13 protein-coding genes are annotated in these 20,099 nt (G+C 65.4%); 4 read left to right on the top strand and 9 right to left on the bottom strand.

Annotation, left to right across the window (positions count from 1 at the left end):
• Positions 1–495: 495 nt before the first annotated feature.
• The 3 genes from B1C78_RS11510 to uvrD all read right to left on the bottom strand — a co-directional run bounded on the left by B1C78_RS11510 (position 496) and on the right by uvrD (position 6,899).
• Positions 496–3,078 (bottom strand): ATP-binding protein, encoded by a 2,583-nt coding sequence (locus B1C78_RS11510; RefSeq protein WP_077279316.1) that lies wholly within the window; start codon positions 3,076–3,078, stop codon positions 496–498.
• 257 nt (positions 3,079–3,335) lie between these two features.
• The gene (locus B1C78_RS11505) at positions 3,336–4,502 is read right to left on the bottom strand and encodes an HD-GYP domain-containing protein (RefSeq protein WP_077279318.1); all 1,167 of its coding nucleotides are present in this window, start codon (positions 4,500–4,502) and stop codon (positions 3,336–3,338) included.
• Between the two features lie 228 nt (positions 4,503–4,730).
• Positions 4,731–6,899 (bottom strand): DNA helicase II, encoded by a 2,169-nt coding sequence (uvrD, locus tag B1C78_RS11500; RefSeq protein ID WP_077279315.1) that lies wholly within the window; start codon positions 6,897–6,899, stop codon positions 4,731–4,733.
• A 258-nt stretch (positions 6,900–7,157) separates the two neighbouring features.
• Here uvrD and B1C78_RS11495 point away from each other — a divergent pair, with 258 nt between their 5' ends.
• The 3 genes from B1C78_RS11495 (at position 7,158) to lpdA (ending at position 13,060) form a co-directional block, all read left to right on the top strand.
• Positions 7,158–9,995 carry a 2-oxoglutarate dehydrogenase E1 component gene (locus tag B1C78_RS11495; protein ID WP_077279314.1) on the top strand — a complete coding sequence of 946 codons (2,838 nt, stop codon included), beginning with the start codon at positions 7,158–7,160 and terminating at the stop codon, positions 9,993–9,995.
• Positions 9,996–10,031: 36 nt separating this feature from the next.
• Entirely contained in the window at positions 10,032–11,354 is a 1,323-nt protein-coding gene (odhB, locus tag B1C78_RS11490; protein ID WP_077279313.1) for a 2-oxoglutarate dehydrogenase complex dihydrolipoyllysine-residue succinyltransferase, read from the top strand.
• Positions 11,355–11,623: 269 nt separating this feature from the next.
• Entirely contained in the window at positions 11,624–13,060 is a 1,437-nt protein-coding gene (lpdA, locus tag B1C78_RS11485) for a dihydrolipoyl dehydrogenase (protein ID WP_077279312.1), read from the top strand.
• Positions 13,061–13,281: 221 nt separating this feature from the next.
• Here the strand turns inward: lpdA and ubiB are convergent, their stop codons facing one another.
• From ubiB to hslV, 6 genes are all read right to left on the bottom strand, one after another.
• Positions 13,282–14,961, bottom strand: coding sequence for a ubiquinone biosynthesis regulatory protein kinase UbiB (ubiB, locus tag B1C78_RS11480; RefSeq protein WP_077279311.1), 1,680 nt, complete (start codon positions 14,959–14,961; stop codon positions 13,282–13,284).
• Complete coding sequence (locus B1C78_RS11475) at positions 14,958–15,581, bottom strand: ubiquinone biosynthesis accessory factor UbiJ (RefSeq protein ID WP_077279310.1); 624 nt, start codon at positions 15,579–15,581, stop codon at positions 14,958–14,960. Before B1C78_RS11475 ends, ubiB begins: the two co-directional genes overlap by 4 nt.
• Positions 15,582–15,594: 13 nt before the next feature.
• Positions 15,595–16,344 carry a bifunctional demethylmenaquinone methyltransferase/2-methoxy-6-polyprenyl-1,4-benzoquinol methylase UbiE gene (ubiE, locus tag B1C78_RS11470; protein WP_077279309.1) on the bottom strand — a complete coding sequence of 250 codons (750 nt, stop codon included), beginning with the start codon at positions 16,342–16,344 and terminating at the stop codon, positions 15,595–15,597.
• Between the two features lie 394 nt (positions 16,345–16,738).
• On the bottom strand, positions 16,739–17,101 hold the full coding sequence (locus B1C78_RS11465; protein WP_077279308.1) for a gamma-butyrobetaine hydroxylase family protein: 363 nt from the start codon (positions 17,099–17,101) through the stop codon (positions 16,739–16,741).
• 105 nt (positions 17,102–17,206) lie between these two features.
• Positions 17,207–18,541 carry an ATP-dependent protease ATPase subunit HslU gene (gene hslU, locus B1C78_RS11460; protein WP_077279307.1) on the bottom strand — a complete coding sequence of 445 codons (1,335 nt, stop codon included), beginning with the start codon at positions 18,539–18,541 and terminating at the stop codon, positions 17,207–17,209.
• 48 nt (positions 18,542–18,589) lie between these two features.
• The gene (gene hslV / locus B1C78_RS11455; RefSeq protein WP_077279306.1) at positions 18,590–19,123 is read right to left on the bottom strand and encodes an ATP-dependent protease subunit HslV; all 534 of its coding nucleotides are present in this window, start codon (positions 19,121–19,123) and stop codon (positions 18,590–18,592) included.
• Positions 19,124–19,304: 181 nt separating this feature from the next.
• Here hslV and B1C78_RS11450 point away from each other — a divergent pair, with 181 nt between their 5' ends.
• Positions 19,305–20,060 (top strand): ferredoxin--NADP reductase, encoded by a 756-nt coding sequence (locus B1C78_RS11450; protein ID WP_077279305.1) that lies wholly within the window; start codon positions 19,305–19,307, stop codon positions 20,058–20,060.
• The last annotated feature ends 39 nt before the right edge of the window (positions 20,061–20,099 follow it).

Below are 20,099 nucleotides of genomic sequence, written 5' to 3'. Positions count from 1 at the left end.
CCATAGCCGTAGCTATGGGTTTCGTGAAGAGCAAGCATACGGGTGCGAAGACGAGCCTGAACCGCGATAGGACTCCGGCGGGAACAGCCTGTTATGCTGAGGTTGGCGATCATTTCAACGTATTCCACTTATGTTTCAGCCTGTTGCGCACCAGCCGGTGTCCGACCGGTGAGATATGCGGGCTAGCATAGGGCGGGTCATGTCCGCCGCTCTGGTGGCATGCCTCGACTCCCGGCTATGAACTGAAAATAATCATGATGTCTCTCGCAAAGCACGCGAAGCCCGCAAAGGAAAATCATTTCATTGCTCATTTGACTTTCTTGGCGTCCTTCGCGTGCTTGGCGAGAGACCCTTCCTTCTTGTCACCGAAGCAATCGAACGTGACATCGGACCGCCGACGTCGGTCCATGCCCGGATCTCAACAGCCAAAAAGCTTTTCTTCGTGCCCTTCGTGTGCTTCGTGGTGAAAGAGGCCTTCCGCCCGGGGCGCCCCGCTCAGGTCACCGCGTCGCGGCACTGGCGCAGGTAGGCGTCCACGCCGGAGCAGGTATCCCGGAAGACCTGCTCAATCTCGTTGACGCGATGCGCGGGCATCCCGGTGCCCATGTCGTAGGGCTTGAGCGACTCCGCCTCCTGGCAGAGCATGACCAGGCGCGCCCCGCCCAGTTCTCCGGCGCTGCCCTTGAGCGCATGCAGGGCATCGCGCATGCGCGGGTAATCCGCTTCCGCCACGGCCGTGCGCAGATCGTGCAGCTGCTGTTCGCCGTCGCGCACGAAACCCTCCAGCAGATCCCGCAGGAACAAAGGTCCTGACCCCAGCCGCACCAGTCCATCCAGCACCTGTGTATTGAGCACATTGACCTCCCGTGTCGCGTGGTCCGTTGAGGGCACCGGCTCCGTCAACCCGGCGGAACGGCGTCCGCCGGCCAGTCCGGCGAGGGTGTCCAGCAGCCGGGCGGCGTCGACCGGCTTGGTCAGATAGGCGGCGGCTCCCGCGGCCCGGCACTGCTCCAAGGCTTCCGGCGTGGCGTCCGCACTCAGGATGATGGCCGGGGGACAAGCCCCCTCGCCCATGAACCGGCAGGCCTTGAGCACCTCGAGCCCGCTGGTGTCGGGCATATTGAGATCGAGGATCATGAGATCGAAGGCGTCGCTCCGCTCGGTGATGGCATCCAGCGCCAGATCCCCGCCGGTGACCAGGAACGGTTCGTGACCGGCGCGTTTGAGAATGCCCGCGATCACCTGGCGGTTGACGGCGTTGTCCTCCGCCACCAGCACCCGCAACGGTCGGGCGTCTCCCGCGCGGGAGCGGTAACGCTCGGCCAGAGAGATGACGTTCTCCGTGGGTTCCGTCTCGCTCTGGGCGGCGTGGATGGCATTGAACAAATGGGTCTTGTCCGGCGGCAGATCCAGCACGGCCGAATAACCGGCACGCAGCCAGACGGTCCGGGACGACGACATCGATTCATGATCCAGCAGGATTGCGGGCAGGCGGGCCAGGGCGGGCTCGCGGCGCAGTATGCCCAGGAAATCGGCGGGCTCCGCGCCCAGGGTACGGCGGTCCAGCAGCACCACGTCATGGTGCAACTCCCCACCCTCCAGCAGGCGCGCCAGCGCCTGCCCCGGGCTGGCCGCCGCATCCGGTCGCAGGCGCCATCCCTGCAGGTGGACGCACAGTTGCGACCGCACGTCGGCTTCCGCGAGCACCAGCACACGCCCGCCGCCGACATCTGCGGCACCCTCGTCCAGCTCAGAGGTGCGGGCCTGACGATCGAAAGGCAGGTCGAAATGGAAGGTGGTGCCTTCGCCCACCCGGCTTTCCAGCCAGATGCGTCCGCCCATCAGTTGCACCAGTTGCCGGGAGATGGTGGTGCCGAGACCGCTGCCGCCGAAACGCCGCGTGGTCGAGGCATCGGCCTGCTCGAAGGTCTCGAAGATGCGCGCCTGGGCCTCCTCGGGAATGCCGATACCGGTGTCACGCACGGCAAAGTGCAGCCGGAGATCGTCCGAATTGCCGCCGACGGCACGCACGGTCACCTCCACTTCGCCACGCTCGGTGAACTTCAGCGCGTTGCCGATCAGATTGATCAGCACCTGGCGCAGGTGCAGGGCATCACCATGGAGGGCAAAGGGCACGTCCGGGTCGATGTGCGCCGTGAGTCGCAGCCCGGCCCCGCGTGCCTGGGCCTCGAACATGGCGATGGTGCCGTGGACAAGGCGATGCAGGTCAAAGTCGACCCGTTCGCTTGAGAGCTTGCCGGACTCGATACGCGAGATGTCGAGGATGTTCTCGATCAGCCCCAGCAGCACCCTGGCCGAGGTATGAATGGAACGGCCCAGCTCCCGCTGCTCGGCGTCGAGGCGCGTATCCATGAGCAGGTCGCTCATGCCGATCACGCCGTTGAGCGGCGTACGCAACTCATGGCTCATGTTGGCGAGAAAACGACTTTTCGCCTGATTGGCCTCGTTGGCCCGTGCGATGGCGCCGTGCAGGGTGCGCAGCAGCGCGCCCGTGTACAGGGGCACCAGCATCAGCACCAGCATCATGCTCAGGCTGAAGATGGGATGGCTCGACCAGAACGGACTGAGCAGGAACACCCCGGCGAACCCCACCAGCGCCATGGCCGTCGCCAGGTAGAGGTAACCCGGGCCATAGCGGAAGCCGTTGCCGACGATCACCCACAGATACACCACCAGAATGGGCGCGCCCGCCTCGCCGCCCAGCAGGAGGCTCAGGGAGGCGCCGGTCATGTCGCCGGCCATGCCCAGTATGCGGCGTGAACGGCTGGCTTCCGGCCACAGGAAAATGGCCAGCAGAATGGCCAGCGAGAATGCCAGAAACAGGGTGGCGCCCAGACGCGCATAGTCCAGGGCGGGCGGCGCCACGACGCCGGCAAACCAGGGCGTGTGGAAATAGATGAATACGCTCAGGCCGATGACAAGGCGCACCATGGCCTGCTGGTGTTCGCTGTCGGTGCGACCACTCAGGCGCTCGCGCAGGCGGGACCACCCCGGCACGTGATCCAGCCAGGCAGTCGCTGTCCCCTTGTGTCCATCATTGTTGGTCGGCGTGCCCATCGGGGCCTCCCTGATCCCTGGCAATCCGCGTGCCGGGCCTAGCAGGCTGTTGAAAAACCCTCGGGCGGCGCCATGCTGCGTTGGAAAGCGGCTCAAAATGCTCATGTACTTGCATGTACACTGCGCTTTTTCGCCGCTTTCCGCCTTGCCTGGCATCCACCGGAGGCTTTTTCAACAGCCTGCTAGCTGCAGCCGGCACAGATGTCATGCCATACCCTGCGGCCCGTAACGGCCGATGCGTCTGCGCATGCACCCGCTCAGCCGTCGCCCGCATCCGTGTCCGGGTCACGCAGGGTGTCCTCGATGTTGATGATCTCGTCGTAGCCGGACATGAACGCCGCCACGCAGTCGGGGTCCAGCTGGCGCCCCGCCTGTTCGGACAGGTAGGCGCAGGCCGCGTCCCGGGACCAGGCCGGCTTATAGGGCCGCAGCGAGCGCAGCGCGTCATAGACGTCGGCCACCGCCACGATGCGCGCCTCCAGCGGTACCTGCTCTCCCGCCAGCCCGTTGGGATACCCCTTGCCATCCCAGCGTTCGTGGTGGCCCAGTGCGATGATCGCACCCATCTGCATGTAGCGCGAGGCCGAATCCCTGAGGATCTCGTGGCCCATGAGGGTGTGGCGCTCCATGACCGAGCGTTCGGTTGCAGTGAGCGGCCCGGGTTTGAGCAGGACCTGGTCAGGCACGCCGATCTTGCCGATGTCATGCATGGGGGCGGCCAGTTCAATGGTCTCGCACAGCGCCGGGTCCAGACCCATGCGGGCCGCAATATGGCGGGCATAGCGGGCCATGCGCAGGACATGATTCCCGGTGCCCTCGTCGCGATATTCGCCCGCCTTGGCAAGACGCAGCAGCGTCTCGCGCTCCCGGTCCAGAATGTCCCGGGTGGCCGCCTGCACCTGGCGCTCCAGCCAGCGGGCGCGGTGCTGCACGAGCCGACTCTGGCGGCGAAGGCGCAGCAGGTTGCGGCAGCGCACGCGGCATTCCACCGGGTCCAGGGGACGGGAGAGGAAATCGGTGGCGCCGGCGTCCAGCGCCTCGTAACGCACGTTGCGATCCTCCAGCACGGTGACCACCACGATGGGCACCTCGGCGCTCCCCGGCAACGCCCGCACCGCCCGGATGAACTGGGCACCGCTCATCTGCGGCATGCGGAAATCCGTGATGATCAGATCCGGCATGGTCTCCCGGATCTGGGCCAGGGCGGCCTCGGGCTCGGAGAAGGCGACGATCTCCACCCCCGGCCAGACGCCCTGCATGAGTTCCGTGAGAATGCGCCGTCCCGTGGACTGGTCATCCACGATGAACAGGCGCATGTAGCCCTTGTGCCGATGCTCGTCCGAGCCCCCGTAACCGCCGCCTTCCGCCGCGCCGATGCGCCGCACGACGGCACTCTTACCCCCGGTTGAGGCACTCCAGTTCATGACAATACCCCACAGAACCTTTTCGCGGTCTTCCCACGGAAAAGCGTGACAGATGTCCAATATTCATTGTGGCACGTCCCGACGCGCCCTGCCGACGGGGAGACGATTAATTGATGGCGATCACAGCGCGTTCCGACCAACGGCACGGTTTCCGGACCCGGGTGTATCGGAAAACCGGTCCTCGGCGCCCACATCCCGCATCCCGCTTCCCACTTCCCAATTCCCACTTCAAGACACCTTTTGCAACTTCGCGTACCCGGCCACCAGCCACTTGGCGCCGTGGTCCTCGAAATGCACCTGGATGCGGGCGTTGGCCCCCCGTCCCTCACAGTCGGTGATCACTCCCTCGCCGAACTTGCTGTGCGCCACCCGGACACCGACACGAAGCCCGTCGCCCGCATCGGCGCCCGCGGGACGCTGATCGGGGTGATGGACGGGCCGGGTGACACGGGCCCGGGGGCGGATGTCCTGAAGCAGTTCCTCGGGCAGTTCCGCGAGGAACCGGGACGGGGCGTTGTAGGTTTCCCGTCCGTGCAGGCGACGCGACTCTGCGTAGGTGAGCACCAGCTGCCGGCGCGCACGGGTGATCCCCACGTAGGCGAGCCGGCGCTCCTCTTCCATGCGCCCGGGTTCCTCCACCGACATGCGATGGGGAAACAGACCCTCCTCAAGCCCGGTCATGAACACCAGCGGAAACTCCAGCCCCTTGGCCGAGTGCAAGGTCATGAGCTGCACGCAGTCCTCGTTGGCGGCGGCCTCGCCCTCGCCGGCCTCCAGGGCGGCATGGGCGAGGAATGCGGTCAGGGTGTCCATGTCGCCGTGCTCGTCCGGGTCCAGCACGAAACCCCGGGTGGCACTGACCAGCTCGTCCAGGTTCTCCAGGCGTGCCTGGGCGCGCTCGCCCTTCTCGGCCGCGTACAGGTCACGCAGGCCGGAATGCACGATCACGTGCTCCGCCTGCTCGTGCAGGGGCAGGTCCCGGCAGGTCTCGGCCATGGCGTCCACCAGCGCGAAGAAGCCGCGCAGGGCATTGCCCGCCCGGGCGGTGAGCCCCCCGTGCGCCAGCAGTTCGTTGCCCGCCGCCCAGAGAGACAGATCCCGATCCCGGGCACGCTCGCGGATCAGCGCCAATGTGCGTTCCCCGAGCCCTCGGGCCGGCTGGTTCACCACCCGCTCGAAGGCGGCGTCATCCCCGCGGTTCGCCACCAGCCGCAGATAGGCCAGGGCATCCCTGATCTCGGCCCGCTCGAAGAAGCGCAGTCCGCCGTAGACCCGGTAGGGAACGCGACTCTGGATGAGCGATTCCTCGAACACCCGGGACTGGGCATTGGAACGGTACAGCACCGCCACCTCACTGAGCCTGTGCCCCTCTCGCTGCCACTCCTCGATCCGCCCGGCCACGAAGCGCGCCTCGTCCTGTTCGTTGAAGGCGGCGTAAAGCGCGATGGGCGCGCCCTCGGTGTCTTCCGTCCAGAGCTTCTTGCCGAGCCGTCCGTCGTTGTGCTCGATGAGGGCATTGGCCGCCTTGAGGATGGTGCCCGTGGAGCGGTAGTTCTGCTCCAGGCGCACCAGGCGGGTGCCCGGGAAGTCGCGGCTGAAGTGGCGGATGTGCTCGATGCGTGCGCCGCGCCAGCCGTAAATGGACTGATCATCGTCCCCGACGGCGAAGACCGGGATCCGCTCCCCCGCCAACAGGCGAAGCCAGGCGTACTGAATGGCGTTGGTGTCCTGGAACTCGTCCACCAGGATGTGGCGGAAGCGGCTGCGGTAGTGTTCCAGCAGGGCGGGGGTGTCGCGCAGCAGCTCCAGTGCACGCAACAGCAGTTCGGCGAAGTCCACGACCCCGGCGCGCTTGCAGGCCGCCTCATAAGCCGTGTAGATGCGCAGCATCTGGCGGTTCACCGGATCGCCGTGGTCCTCCATGTGACCAGGGCGCACGCCCTCGTCCTTGCGCGCATTGATGTACCACTGGGCCTGGCGCGGCGGCCAGCGGGCCTCGTCCAGCTCCAGCGCCCTGAGCACGCGCTTGACCATGCGCAGCTGGTCGTCCGAGTCGAGGATCTGGAATCCCTGGGGCAGATCCGCATCCTGCCAGTGGGCGCGCAGGAGCCGGTGAGCCAGGCCGTGGAAGGTGCCCACCCACATGCCGCGCACCGGCATGCCCAGCAGCGTCTCGATGCGGCCGCGCATTTCCGCGGCGGCCTTGTTGGTGAAGGTCACGGCGAGGATACTGTGGGGTGAGAGCCCCTCCACCCGGATCAGCCAGGCGATGCGGTGAACCAGCACGCGGGTCTTGCCACTGCCCGCACCGGCCAGCACCAGCACCGGGCCTGCGTCGGTGCTGACCGCTTCCCGCTGGGCGGGATTGAGGGCGTCCAACAGGGAGGTCACGTCCATCGGGGCAGTTTACCAAACCGCCGCCGACATCCGGGGCCATGGACGCAACGCCTGGGAACGTCTATGAATATGTGTGGACCAATCTCAAGGAATTCCGCGGCGTGGCCGATGTATGCTTGAGTCTGCGGATACGCGCCTGGTGGCGCCCGCCGTGGTCCGACGACCAGGGAGATACACTTTTGCGAACAGCGCCGGGTGAAGGGCGCCACCCGACGGGGCGCTGTCCCGATTTCACACACAGTCACAAGACGACAAGAGATGAACGATTCCAGTTCCGGTGCCGGGCTTCAGGCCCGGTGGAGCACCTCCCATCTTGACGCGGGCAACGCGACCTATCTGGACCAGCTGTACGAATCCTTTCTTCGGGACCCGGCCAGCGTCCCCGCCGCCTGGCGCAGTTACTTTGAACAGCTCCCCGGCGAACGCCCTGTTTCCGGCGATACCCCGCACAGCGACGTGCGAGACGAATTTCGCCGCCTCACCCAGGCACGCCGCGCGCGCTCAGGGCTGGCCATGGGCAGCCTGGAGCACGAGCGCAAGCAAGTGCGCGTCCTGCAGCTCATCAACGCCTACCGGTTCCTGGGGCATCGCAAGGCGCGCCTGGATCCACTGGGGATCCACCAGCCGCCGGTCCCCGAGGAACTCACCCTCGCTCACCGACAGCTGAGCGAGGCGGATCTCGACACGGTATTCAACACCGGCTCGTTGAGCGGACCGGCCGAGGCGCCGTTGCGGGAGATCCTCGAGATCCTCGAGAGCACGTACTGCGCCACCCTGGGCGCCGAGTACATGCACCTCACGGAGACGGTGGAAAAGCGCTGGCTGCAGAAGCGCCTGGAAGGTACCCGCGGGCGCCCCGGCTTCACCGCCGCCCAGCAACGGTACATCCTGGACCGGCTCACGGCGGCCGAAGGGCTGGAGCGTTACCTGCACAGCCGGTACGTGGGCCAGAAACGCTTCTCCCTGGAAGGTGGGGAGAGCCTGATCCCCATGCTGGACGACCTGATCCAGCGGGCGGGCGCGGCCGGCGTTCGCGAGGTGGTGCTGGGCATGGCCCACCGGGGCCGGCTCAATGTGCTGGTGAACATCCTCGGCAAGTCCCCACAGGAACTGTTCGAGGAGTTCGAGGGCAAGCATCGTCACCATACGGGCACGGGCGACGTGAAGTACCACATGGGCTTTTCGTCGGACATGAACACGCCCGGCGGCCCGGTGCACCTGGCGCTGGCATTCAATCCGTCACACCTGGAGATCGTCGGCCCGGTGGTGGAGGGCTCCGTGCGCGCGCGCCAGACGCGCCTCCAGGACGCCGAGGGGCGGCAGGTGCTGCCCGTCGTGCTGCACGGCGACGCCTCGTTCGCCGGACAGGGCGTGGTGATGGAGACGCTCAACATGTCCCAGACCCGCGGCTTCTCCACCAAGGGCACGGTGCACATCGTCGTCAACAACCAGATCGGCTTCACCACCAGCACCCTGCGCGACGCCCGCTCCACGGATTACTGCACCGACGTGGCCAAGATGGTCAACGCGCCCATACTGCACGTGAACGGTGACGACCCCGAGGCCGTGGTATTCGCCGTGCAGATTGCCTTCGACTACCGCCTGACCTTCAAGAAGGACGTGGTGATCGACCTGGTGTGCTACCGGCGCCACGGCCACAACGAGGCCGACGAACCGGCCGTGACCCAGCCCAGCATGTACCGGGCGATCCGTGACCTGCCCACCACCCGCGTCCTCTATGGCCGCCGGCTGGTGGAGGCCGGTGTGCTGGAGGAGGACGAGGTCGACACGATGCAGGAGGCCTGCCGCGCCCGCCTGGATGCGGGCGACTCCATGGTGCCGCACCTGCGTGAGGAGCCAACCCCCAATCATCCGGTGGCCGACTGGACGCCGTTCAGGGACCAGGAATGGAACCAACCCGCCAGCACCGCCATCAGCCAGGATACCCTGCGCGACATCTGGCGGCGGCTGGAACCGTTGCCCGAGGGTTTCGAGCTGCACCCCCGCGTCGCCAAGATCATGGACGACCGGCGCAAGATGGCTGCCGGCTCACTGCCGGCGGACTGGGGCTTCGGGGAGACACTGGCCTATGCCGCACTGCTGGACGACGGTTACCCGGTGCGGCTCTCGGGTCAGGACAGCGGCCGGGGCACCTTTTTCCACCGCCACGCCGTGCTGTTCAACCAGAACACCGGCGAGCGCTGGATCCCCCTGCGCAAGTTCACCGGTGACGATTCACGCTTCCTGGTGATCGATTCGCTGCTGTCCGAGGAGGCGGTCGTGGCCTTCGAGTACGGCTATGCCGCATCCGCGCCCAACACCCTGGTGATCTGGGAGGCGCAGTTCGGCGACTTCGCCAACGGCGCACAGGTGGTGATCGACCAGTTCATCAGCTCCGGCGAGCAGAAATGGGGCCGCCTGTGCGGGCTCACCATGTTCCTGCCCCACGGCTACGAGGGGCAGGGTCCCGAGCACTCCTCCGCTCGGCTGGAGCGTTACCTTCAGCTCTGCGCGCAGCACAACATGCAGGTGTGCGTACCCTCCACGCCTGGGCAGATCTTCCACCTGCTGCGCCGCCAGATGATACGGCCCTACCGCAAGCCGCTGATCGTCATGACACCCAAGAGCCTGCTGCGTCACCGCCTGGCAGTGAGCCCGCTGGAGACGTTCACCGAGGGGCGCTGGCAGAACGTCATCGGCGAGATCGATGATCTGACACCCGGGAAGGTGAAGCGCGTGGTGATGTGCGCCGGAAAGCTCTATTACGACCTGTTGGAGAAGCGCCGTGCCGAAGGGCTGGAGGACGTGGCAGTGGTGCGCATCGAGCAGCTCTATCCGTTCCCCGAGGACGAGCTGGGCGAGGCGCTCGCGCCGTTCAGCAACGCCGAGGAGTTCGTGTGGGCCCAGGAGGAGCCCCGTAACCAGGGCGCATGGTATTCCAGCCAGCACCACATGCGCGCGTTGCTCGGCTCGGACCGGTACCTGCAGAACGTCACGCGGCCCGCGTCGGCGTCTCCCGCCGTGGGACACCACGACGTGCACGTGCGCCAGCAGGAGACCCTGGTGGCCAAGGCACTCGGCCTGCCGCTCAAGTAATCCTCACCCCTCAGAAGAAGAACCCAAGGACAACCCATGAGCACCCAATTGAAGATCCCCCAGCTACCCGAATCGGTCGCGGACGCCACCATCGTGACCTGGCACAAGCGCCAGGGCGACAAGGTGAAGCGCGACGAGGTGGTGGTGGACATCGAGACGGACAAGGTGGTCCTGGAAGTCCCCGCGCCGGCCGACGGAGTGATGGAGGAGATTTCAGCCAAGGAAGGCGACGTGGTCACCGCGGGGCAGGTGATCGGCCGCATCGGCAAGGGCGAAGGCGCCGGTGCGACGGACAGCGGGGACGACAAGCCCGCGAAGGGCAAGGCCGGCGACGACGGCGAGACGAAGAAGGCACCTGCCGCCGGGGGCGAAGCGGACCGGGAGACCGCCTCTGCGGCCCGCTCCGCCGCTGACGACACCACCCCCGCGCTCAGTCCGGCGGTGCGCAAGCTGGTGGCCGAACACGATCTCGACGCCGCCGACATCGAAGGCACCGGCAAGGGCGGGCGCATCCTCAAGGAGGATGTGCTCCGCCACGTGGAGGAACGCGCCGGGGACGGCGGGAAGGAAGACAGGGCCGCGGCCGAGGAGCACAAGGAGGCCCCGGCCGCGGAACGCGGCACTGAGACGCCGGCGCCCGCACCGTCACCGGCCGGGCAGCGCCCGGAGCGGCGCGTGCCGATGACGCGCCTGCGCGCGCGCATCGCCGAGCGCCTCGTGGAGGTCCAGCAGAACGCCGCCATCCTGACCACCTTCAACGAGGTCAACATGGCCCCGGTGATGGAGTTGCGCGCCCGGCACAAGGCGGCGTTCGAAAAGCGCCACGGCGTGCGGCTCGGGTTCATGTCCTTCTTCGTCAAGGCGGCCACGGAGGCCCTGCGCCGTTTCCCGGAAGTCAACGCATCCATCGACGGCAAGGACATCGTCTATCACGGCTACTTCGACATCGGCGTGGCCGTGTCCTCGCCCCGGGGCCTGGTGGTGCCGATCCTGCGCGATACCGACCAGATGTCGATGTCGGACATGGAACGGGCCATTGCCGAGTTCGGCGAGAAGGCGAAAGAGGGTGCGCTCACCATGGACGACCTGACCGGGGGCACGTTCACCATCTCCAACGGCGGAGTGTTCGGGTCACTGCTGTCCACGCCCATCATCAACCCGCCCCAGAGCGCCATCCTCGGCATGCACCGCATTCAGGAGCGGCCCGTGGCGGAGAACGGGCAGGTGGTGATCCGGCCTGTGATGTATCTGGCCCTGTCTTACGACCACCGCATCATCGACGGCCGCGAGGCCGTGCAGTTCCTGGTCGCCATCAAGGACATGCTGGAAGACCCGGCCCGCCTGCTGCTGGAAGTGTGAGCCGGGCAGTGAATGGACTGAATGGACTGAATGGACAGGATGAACAGGATAGGAATAAAAAGACTTAGACAGGATTAACAGGATTTACATGATTAATTTTTGAGCTTCAAAATCCTGTTAATCATGTTAATCCTGTCTGGTGTCTTGTCTTTTTCCCTTTCTCTTCATCCTGTCAATCCAGAAAAATCCTGTTCATCCTGTCCATTGACCGCCGCGAAGCACTGAAATGAGCGCACCCCCGAATCCGAGCCAACAAAAGAAGAGATCCCATGAGCAAGAAATATGACGTGATCGTGATCGGCGCCGGACCCGCGGGCTACGTGGCGGCGATCCGCTGCGCGCAGCTTGGCATGAACACGGCGTGCATCGACCGCTGGGTCGATTCGGAGGGCAAGGGGCGGCTCGGCGGCACCTGCCTGAATGTGGGCTGCATCCCCTCCAAGGCACTGCTGGAGTCGTCCGAGCAGTATGAGCATGCAGGCCATGCGCTGGAGCAACACGGCGTTCGTCTCAAGGGCCGGCAACTGGACCTGAAGGCCATGATGGCGCGCAAGGACCGGGTCGTGGCGAACCTGACCCAGGGCATTCAGGGGCTGTTTCGCGCCAACAGCGTGGACTGGCTCAAGGGGGAAGGGCAGCTGTCCGGACAGGGCCGCGTGCGCTTCACGCCTCACGAGGGAGAGGCCGAAGAACTGGAGGCCGGACACGTCATCCTTGCACCGGGGTCCGTACCGGTCGAGCTGCCAAGCGCACCCTATGACGGCACGTACGTGGTCGACTCCAGTGGCGCGCTGGAATTCGACAAGGTCCCCGGGCGCCTGGGTGTGATCGGGGCCGGTGTCATCGGCCTGGAACTGGGCAGTGTCTGGCGCCGACTCGGATCCGAGGTGGTTCTGCTGGAGGCGCAGGAGACCTTCCTGACGTTCTGCGACGAGCAGATCGCCGGCGAGGCGCAGAAGATCTTCACCCGCCAGGGCCTGGACATCCGCCTCGGGGCGCGGGTGAAGGGCAGCAGTGTCGACCGCAAGAAGCGAAAGGTGGTGGTGGAGTACGAGGACGGCGAAGGGACCCATGAGGAGCGCTTCGACCGACTCATCGTCGCCGTCGGGCGGCGGCCGGCCACCGACGGACTGGTGGCACCGGAGGTGGAACTGACACTGGACGAACGGGGCATGCTGCACGTGGACGACTATTGCGAGACCACCCTGCCGGGCGTCTACGCGGTGGGTGACGCGGTGCGCGGCCCGATGCTGGCCCACAAGGGCTCCGAGGAAGGCATCATGGTGGCCGAACGCATCGCGGGGCAGGCCACGGAGATGCACTACGACACCATCCCCAATGTCATCTACACCCTGCCGGAGGTGGCCTGGGTGGGCCGAACCGAGCAGGCACTGCGCGCCGCCGCCACGCCCTACAACCGGGGGGTGTTCCCGTTCGCCGCCTCGGGCCGGGCACGAGCCATGGAAGACACCACCGGCATGGTGAAGATCCTCACCCACCAGGAGACCGACCGCATTCTCGGTGTACACGTCATCGGACCCCAGGCCTCGGAACTGATCGCTCAGGGTGTCATCGCCATGGAGTTCGAAGCTTCCGGAGAGGACCTGGCACGCACCGTGTTCGCGCACCCGACGCTGTCCGAAGCCGTGCACGAAGCCGCGCTGGCCACACTGGGCCGTCCCATTCACATGGGCAAGGCACGCTGACGGGAATCCGAATGGACAGGATGAACAGGATTTCTCAGGATTGACAGGATAAGAACAAAAAGACTTAGACAGGATTAACAGGATTTACATGATTAATTCTTGAGCTTCAGAATCCTGTTAATCATGTTAATCCTGTCTGGTGTCTTGTCTTTTTACTTTCTCTTCATCCTGTCAATCCAGAAAAATCCTGTTCATCCTGTCCATTCAATAGCACGCGCCGGCTACGATCGACGCAGCAGGCTGGCCGACAGGAACACCGCGGCGCCCGCGACCAGGACCCATCCCGCCCAAGGCACACCCAGGGCGCCGGGCAGCGTTGTGAACGCCGTGAGCAGCACGGCGGAGATCAGCATGGATCCGCCGGTGAGGACCCAGACCGTGCGACGGTTGGCGTCGCGGAGTTCGAGGCGCAGCGCATCCAGGCGGTCGCGTTCCGCTGCCTGGCGCAGTTCCATCCGGCTTCGGGCGGTCAGTGCGTCGTGCACCAGGCCGGGCATCTCGGGCAGCTTTTCCAGGATCGCCGGCAGGTTGCGGCGCAGGCCGCTGATCAGCGCGCGCACGCCCACCTGCTCGTCCATCCAGCGTTCGATGAAGGGCTTGGCGGTGGTCCACAGGTCCAGGTCCGGGTAGAGCTGACGGCCGAGCCCCTCGATATTGAGCAGCGTCTTCTGCAGCAGCACCAGCTGGGGCTGGACCTGCATGTGGAAACGCCGCGCGGTCTGGAACAGGCGCAGCAGCAGGTGACCGAAGGAGATGTCCTTCAGCGGGCGCTGGAAGATGGGCTCGCACACGCTGCGGATCGCGGACTCGAACTCGTCCACCCGCGTGCTGGCCGGCACCCATCCGGATTCCACGTGCAGTTCCGCAACGCGCCGGTAGTCGCGGTTGAAAAAGGCGTAGAAGTTCTCGGCCAGGTAACGCTGGTCCGAGGGCGCCAGCGTGCCCACGATGCCGAAATCCACCGCCAGGTAGGTGGGATCCTGCGGATCGTCCGCGTTGACGAAGATGTTGCCCGGGTGCATGTCCGCATGGAAGAAGTTGTGGCGAAACACCTGGGTGAAGAAGATCTCCACGCCACGCTCGGCCAGTAGCCGGAGGTCCACACCGCGCGCGCGCAGCGCAGGGATGTCCGCGACGGGAATGCCCCCGATGCGTTCCATCACCATGACGCTCTGGCGCGTGTGCTCCCAGACCACATCGGGGATGTAGAGCAGCTTCGAGTCCATGAAGTTGCGCCGCAGCTGCGCGGCGTTGGCCGCTTCGCGCACCAGGTCCAGCTCGTCGATGATGGTCTTCTCGTACTCTTGCACCACCTCCACCGGCCGCAACCGCGGACCCTCGGACCAGTAGCGCTCCGCCAGCCCCGCGAGGATGTACATGAGCTGCAGGTCGCGCCGGATGACCCGGTGAATCTGGGGGCGCACCACCTTGACCACCACATCGCGCCCGTCATGCAGGCGCGCCCCGTGGACCTGTGCGATGGAGGCCGAGGCGATGGGCAGATCATCGAATCGCGCGAACACCGCGTCGATGGGCTGGCCCAGTTCCCGTTCGATGATGGCACGGGCCTGTTCGCTGGGAAACGGCGGCACCCGGTCCTGGAGACGCGCCAGTTCCTCAGCGATATCGTCCGGCAGCAGGTCCCGGCGTGTGGAGAGCATCTGCCCGAACTTGATGAAGATGGGTCCGAGGTCCTCCAGTGCCCGACGGATGCGTTCGCCGCGCGCGGCCCTGCGCCGGCGGAACCAGTTCCACGGTGCCAGGTAGAGCAGGAAGCGCACGGGGCGGAACAGGTGAATTGCCAGGACCACCTCGTCCAGCCCGTGGCGGATGAGCACCAAGTTGATGGTCAGCAGCCGCCAGACCTGTGCGGGCGTCAGCAGGGGGACGGCGCGGCTCACGTCGGCGCTTCCCCGGAACCGCGCTCCAGCTTGCGGACACGGGCCTCGAGCCGGTCCAGGTCCTCGCGCAGCCGGTCCACGTCGTCCATGAAGGCGTCCACCTCGTCGCGGGTCGGCAGTACGCCGGACTCTTCGCGCAGATACTCGCCCGTATCCCGGCGCAGACTGTCGCCGGCGTGGCGCGCCCAGCCCGTAAAGGCGCGCACGGCCTCACCCAACTGGTGCGCCAGCAGGTCGCCGGTCAGGCGCGACAGCCACTCCTCCCAGTCCAGATCCACGCCGCGCAGGAGATCGCGAAACTGCTGCCCGAGCCGGGCGTCGCCTTCCAGACGCACGCCTTCGGGCAGACGCGTCGTATCGCCCGCCATGCCCAGGCGCGCCAGCGCCAGGGGCGATCCCGCGATCAGGGTGTCGGGGCGTCCGTCGAAATGCAGGCTCACTTGCAGACGATCGTCGCCGGGTATGAAATAGAGCGTCTGCCCGGGCCCCTCCAGGTGCAGGGCCACCACGCCGCCGCCCAGCGCCGCCAGGCGCGCGCGGCTGTCCGGATCCAGGTCCAGGTAGCGGTTGAGCGCCCGTTCCAGGGCGGCGGTGAATCCGGCCAGTGCACTCATGTCCATGGCGGCGCGGCGTTCAGAACCGGTAGCCCCGGTGCAGGGCGACGATGCCGCCGGTGAGGTTGAAGTAGTCGCAGTGCTCGAAACCGGCAGACTCCATCATGCCCCTGAGCGTGTCCTGGTCCGGGTGCATGCGGATACTCTCCGCGAGATACCGGTAGCTCTCGGCATCGTTGGCCACCAGCCGGCCCATGAGCGGCAGCGCCTTGAAGGAGTAGAGATCATAAAAGGGCCCCAGGCCCGGCACGACCGGGTGGGAGAATTCCAGCACCAGCAGCTTTCCGCCGGGCTTGAGCACCCGGTACATGGAGGCGAGCGCCGCGTCCTTGTCGGTGACGTTGCGCAAGCCGAAGGCGATGGTGATCAGGTCAAAGTGAGCGTCCGGGAACGGCAGACGCTCGGCGTTGCCCTGGACGTAACGCAGATTCTCCACCAGGCCCTCATCGGCGAGCCGGTCGCGACCCGCGTTGAGCATCGAGGCGTTGATGTCGCACAACACCACCTCGCCCTTCGGACCCGCAAGCCTGGAAAAGCGCGACGCCAGATCCCCCGTGCCGCCGGCGAGATCCAGCACCCGCTGGCCGGACCTGACGGCGGCCATCTCGATGGTGTAGCGCTTCCACAACCGATGAATGCCCAGGGACATCAGGTCATTCATCACGTCGTACTTGCCCGCCACCGAGTGAAACACCTCCCCCACCCGGCGCACCTTCTCTTCCCTGGGCACCTTGCTGAACCCGAAATGGGTGGTGTCGTCGTCGGTCATTTGCGTGGGCCTTGATCAGTTCGACATTTGGGCAGGGACGCGGAACATTGAATGGGCAGGATTAACAGGATTTCTCAGGATTTACAGGGCCAAAGACAAGAATCTTTCAGACAGGATTAACAGGATTTACAAGATTAATTCTTGAGCTTCAGAATCCTGTTAATCCTGTCTTGTCTTTTATCTCTCTCTACACCCTGTCAATCCTGAAAAATCCTGTCCATCCTGTCGTTCTTTTATCCTTTCAGTACCGACATGGAACTGAATGGACAGGATTAGCAAGATGTTTCCGGATTTACAGGATTAGAACAGGAACGCAAGGTCCTGCCCATAACATTCAGTCATCCTGTTGATCCGGAAAAATCCTGTTCATCCTGTCCATAAACTTTCCTTCTTCCTACGCCTTGCGCTGGTGGCCGGCCTCGGCGAGGCGGTCCAGATAGCGCTGCCAGAGGGCATCGTAGTCGGTGCCGATGCGGTACAGGTAGTCCCAGTCGTAGATGCCGGTGTCGTGGCCGTCGTCGAAAACCAGCTTGATCGCGTAGTGGCCCACCGGCTCGATCGCATCGATATTGACGTCCTCCTTGCCCAGCTGCAGCACCTCCTGCCCGGGCCCGTGGCCCGTCACCTCCGCAGAGGGCGAATACACCCGCAGAAACTCGCACGGCAGCTTCAGCCGCGTGCCATCCTCATAGGCCAGTTCCAGCATGCGTGATTTCTGATGCAGATGAATCTCGGTGGGTCGATGTTTGGCTGTCATCTCTAAATGATCCGTCTTCAGTGGTTAAAGTCAGGTACAAGATACAAGGGGCAAGGTACAAGGGGGAAAACCCTTTGCCCTTGTACCTTGTATCTTTGCCCTGCCTTACAGGATATACCTGCTCAGGTCCTCGTCCTCCACCAGCCCGGTGAGCCGCTCGGAGACGTAGGCCGCGTCGATGGTCACTTCCTGCGCCTGGTCCGGGGCATCGAAGGAGACCTGCTCCAGCAGCCGCTCCATGACCGTGTGCAGGCGGCGGGCGCCGATGTTCTCGGTGCGCTCGTTGACCTGAGTGGCGATCTCGGCAATACGCCGCACGCCGTCCTCGGTGAAGGTGACCTTAACGCCCTCGGTGTCCAGAAGCGCCGTGTATTGCTCCGTGAGCGAGGCATCCGGCTCAGTGAGAATGCGCACGAAATCCTCGGCATTGAGCGCCGTCAGTTCCACCCGGATGGGCAGCCGGCCCTGCAGCTCGGGGATCAGGTCCGAGGGCTTGGAGAGGTGAAAGGCGCCGGAGGCGATGAACAGGATGTGGTCGGTGCGCACCATGCCGAACTTGGTGTTCACCGTGCAGCCTTCCACCAGCGGCAGCAGGTCGCGCTGCACACCCTCGCGGGAGACGTCCGCGCCGCCGTACTCGCCGCGCTTGGCCACCTTGTCGATCTCGTCCAGAAACACGATGCCGTTCTGCTCCACGTTGCTCACCGCACGCAGCTTCAGCTCGTCCTGGTTGACCATGCGCGCCGCCTCCTCGTCGGTGAGCAGCTTCATGGCGTCACGGATCCTGAGCTTGCGGGTCTGGGTGCGCCCGCCCGCCAGGTTCTGGAAAAGGCCCTGGAGCTGGCTTGCCATGTCCTCCATGCCCGGCGGCGTCATGATCTCCACGCCCACCGGGTGCGCGCTCACCTGGATCTCGATCTCCTTGTCGTCCAGCTGGCCTTCGCGCAGCCGCTTGCGAAACTTCTGGCGGGTGTCGCTCTGCTCGGCAGAGGGTTCGGGCTGCGCGGTGAACCCGGTCTGGCGGGGCGAGGGGAGCAGCGCGTCCAGGATGCGTTCCTCTGCGGCCTCCTCGGCGCGGAAGCGCACCTTCTCCATTTCCTGCTCGCGCAGCATCTTCATGGAGGCGTCCACCAGGTCGCGGACGATGGACTCCACGTCCCGGCCCACGTAGCCCACCTCCGTGAACTTGGTGGCCTCCACCTTGATGAAGGGCGCATTGGCGAGCCGCGCCAGGCGCCGGGCGATCTCTGTCTTGCCCACGCCGGTGGGGCCGATCATGAGGATGTTCTTGGGCGTGACCTCCTGGCGCAGCGCCTCGGGCAACTGCAGGCGGCGCCAGCGGTTGCGCAGCGCGATGGCCACGGCGCGCTTGGCCTCCTTCTGGCCGACGATGTGCTTGTCCAGTTCCTGGACGATTTCGCGAGGGGTCATTTCGGACATGAATGCAGTCTCAAGTGGCAAGTCTCAAGTGGCAAGGCAAGACGCGGATCACAGCTCCTCGATGGTGAGTTGCCGATTCGTGTAGATGCAGATGTCGGCGGCGATGTTCAGGGCCTTTTCCGTGATCTCCCTCGCCGAGAGTTCCGTGTTTTCCAGAAGCGCCCGCGCGGCGGCCTGGGCGAAGGGGCCGCCGGAGCCCATGGCGATCAGGCTCTCCTCGGGCTCGATCACGTCGCCGTTGCCGGAGATGATCAGCGACGTGTCCTTGTCGGCCACGGCGAGCAGCGCCTCCAGGCGGCGCAGCATGCGGTCGGTGCGCCAGTCCTTGGCCAGCTCCACGGCGGCCCGTGTGAGGTTGCCGCTGTACTTCTCCAGCTTGCCCTCGAAGCGCTCGAACAGGGTGAAGGCGTCGGCGGTGCCGCCGGCGAAGCCCGCCAGGACCTTGTCGCCGTATAGCCGCCGGACTTTGCGCGCATTGCCTTTCATGACCGTGTTGCCCAGTGTGACCTGGCCGTCGCCACCCAGGACCACGCGGTCCCCGCGGCGCACGCTGACGATGGTGGTTCCACGAAACTGTTCCAAGGGCTGCAACTCCCGCAGAATCGGCGAAGGGACGCCATTGTAGCGATTCGGTCCCGGCAAGTCTCATGGCCGTACAGACCGTGGCGGGCACCGGAAAAGCCTTACTTTAGCACTCTGTAATATGGGCGCCGGGTCTGCTACCGTCCCTTGAGATTGTCAAATACGCCCACAGGTTCAGACCATGCCTTACCAGGAAGAACGGGTCACGTCGGTGCGTCGGTGGTCGGACAAGACCTTCACGTTCACCACCACCCGCCCGCAGATGCTGCAATTCGAGAACGGACAGTTCGTGACCATCGGGCTCAGGCCCGAGGGCAGCAAGCTCATTGCGCGCGCCTACTCCATCGTGTCCACCGCCGAGGACGATCATCTGGAATTCCTCAGCATCCACGTCCCCGACGGGCCGCTCACCAGCCGCCTGGCGAACGTGCGCGAGGGCGAGAGCGTGTGGGTCAACACCAAGACCACGGGTTCGCTCACCGTGGGTCACGTGCAGCCCGGACGGCATCTGTTCATGATCGCCACGGGCACGGGGCTCGCGCCCTTCGTCTCGCTGGTGCGCGGGCGCGAGGTGTACGACGCCTTCGAGCGGGTGATCCTGGTGCACAGCGTGCGCACCGCACAGGAACTGGCCTACCGCGAAGAGCTCACGGCACGCTCCGGAGACAGGCTACTGTATGTGCCCACCGTGACCCGTGAACCGTTCGAAACCCCCGAGCGGGGCGCGGACCTGTTCCGCTCGGGCGAGCTCACCCGGCGCTTGGCCCTGCCCGACGTGGACATGGCGCAGGACCGCGTCATGCTGTGCGGCAATCCCAACATGAATCGGGAAATGCGTGCCCACCTGGAATCCATCGGCGGCGTCATGACCAGTTACAAGGGCGTGGGCACTTTCACGGTGGAGCAGGCCTTTGTCCTGCATCACACCGGCGACTGAGCCGGGCTTTTCCGAATCCCCGTAGGAGCCCGCCCCTGC

Source organism: Thioalkalivibrio denitrificans (genome assembly GCF_002000365.1).
Taxonomy (GTDB): domain Bacteria; phylum Pseudomonadota; class Gammaproteobacteria; order Ectothiorhodospirales; family Ectothiorhodospiraceae; genus Thioalkalivibrio_A; species Thioalkalivibrio_A denitrificans.
This window is presented reverse-complemented; position numbering and strand designations above follow the sequence as displayed.

Coding starts and splice junctions, on each gene's coding strand:
- B1C78_RS11510 (WP_077279316.1), bottom strand. CDS start 3,078: ATGGGCACGCCGACCAACAATGATGGACACAAGGGGACAGCGACTGCC.
- B1C78_RS11505 (WP_077279318.1), bottom strand. CDS start 4,502: ATGAACTGGAGTGCCTCAACCGGGGGTAAGAGTGCCGTCGTGCGGCGC.
- uvrD (WP_077279315.1), bottom strand. CDS start 6,899: ATGGACGTGACCTCCCTGTTGGACGCCCTCAATCCCGCCCAGCGGGAA.
- B1C78_RS11495 (WP_077279314.1), top strand. CDS start 7,158: ATGAACGATTCCAGTTCCGGTGCCGGGCTTCAGGCCCGGTGGAGCACC.
- odhB (WP_077279313.1), top strand. CDS start 10,032: ATGAGCACCCAATTGAAGATCCCCCAGCTACCCGAATCGGTCGCGGAC.
- lpdA (WP_077279312.1), top strand. CDS start 11,624: ATGAGCAAGAAATATGACGTGATCGTGATCGGCGCCGGACCCGCGGGC.
- B1C78_RS11475 (WP_077279310.1), bottom strand. CDS start 15,581: ATGGACATGAGTGCACTGGCCGGATTCACCGCCGCCCTGGAACGGGCG.
- ubiE (WP_077279309.1), bottom strand. CDS start 16,344: ATGACCGACGACGACACCACCCATTTCGGGTTCAGCAAGGTGCCCAGG.
- B1C78_RS11465 (WP_077279308.1), bottom strand. CDS start 17,101: ATGACAGCCAAACATCGACCCACCGAGATTCATCTGCATCAGAAATCA.
- hslU (WP_077279307.1), bottom strand. CDS start 18,541: ATGTCCGAAATGACCCCTCGCGAAATCGTCCAGGAACTGGACAAGCAC.
- B1C78_RS11450 (WP_077279305.1), top strand. CDS start 19,305: ATGCCTTACCAGGAAGAACGGGTCACGTCGGTGCGTCGGTGGTCGGAC.